The 1,177-nt window shown below is 63.4% G+C and carries 1 protein-coding gene; it reads left to right on the top strand.

Going from position 1 to position 1,177, the window contains the following annotated elements; translation table 11 throughout:
• Positions 1-1,176, top strand: a complete 1,176-nt coding sequence (tuf, locus tag AC0L2Y_RS34435) for an elongation factor Tu (RefSeq protein ID WP_254817137.1) — start codon at positions 1-3, stop codon at positions 1,174-1,176.
• Position 1,177 lies beyond the last annotated feature (1 nt).

Here is a 1,177-nt window from a genome sequence, read left to right as displayed (position 1 = left end):
ATGGCAAAAGGTAAATTCGAGCGCACTAAGCCTCATGTGAACATTGGCACGATTGGTCACGTCGACCATGGCAAGACGTCGCTGACGGCGGCGATCACCAAGTATTTTGGCGAATACAAGCGCTACGACCAGATCGATGCGGCGCCCGAAGAGAAGGCGCGCGGCATCACCATTTCGACGGCGCATGTCGAATACGAGACCGCCAACCGCCACTATGCCCATGTCGACTGCCCCGGCCACGCCGACTATGTGAAGAACATGATCACCGGTGCTGCGCAGATGGACGGCGCGATCCTGGTGGTGTCGGCCGCCGACGGCCCGATGCCGCAGACCCGCGAGCACATCCTTTTGGCCCGCCAGGTCGGCGTGCCCTCGATCGTGGTGTTCTTGAACAAGGTCGACCAGGTCGACGACGCCGAGCTGCTCGAGCTGGTCGAGCTCGAGGTGCGTGAGCTTTTGACCAAGAACGAGTTCCCCGGCGACGACATTCCGATCGTCAAGGGTTCGGCGCTTGCCGCGCTTGAAGATAGCGACAAGAAGATCGGCGAGGACGCCATCCGCGAACTGATGGCTGCGGTCGATGCCTACATCCCGACGCCGGTTCGTCCGCTCGACAAGCCGTTCCTGATGCCGATCGAGGACGTGTTCTCGATCTCGGGCCGCGGCACGGTGGTGACCGGCCGCGTCGAGCGCGGCGTCGTCAAGGTCGGCGAGGAGCTGGAGATCGTCGGCATCCGTCCGACCACCAAGACGACCTGCACGGGCGTCGAGATGTTCCGCAAGCTGCTCGACCAGGGCCAGGCCGGCGACAACATCGGCGCGCTGCTGCGCGGTGTCGACCGTGAAGGCGTCGAGCGCGGCCAGGTCCTGGCCAAGCCCGGCACCGTCAAGCCGCACAAGAAGTTCGTTGCCGAAGCCTACATCCTGACCAAGGACGAGGGCGGCCGTCACACGCCGTTCTTCACCAACTACCGCCCGCAGTTCTATTTCCGCACGACGGACGTGACCGGCATCGTGTCGCTGCCGGAAGGCACCGAGATGGTGATGCCGGGCGACAACATCACCGTCGATGTCGAGCTGATCGTGCCGATCGCCATGGAAGAGAAGCTGCGCTTCGCCATCCGTGAAGGCGGCCGCACCGTCGGTGCCGGCATCGTCGTCACCATCAAAGAGTAAT

Source organism: Mesorhizobium sp. WSM4830 (genome assembly GCF_055811495.1).
Note: the sequence above shows the minus strand (reverse complement) of the source record. Positions and strands in the feature narration are given on the sequence as shown.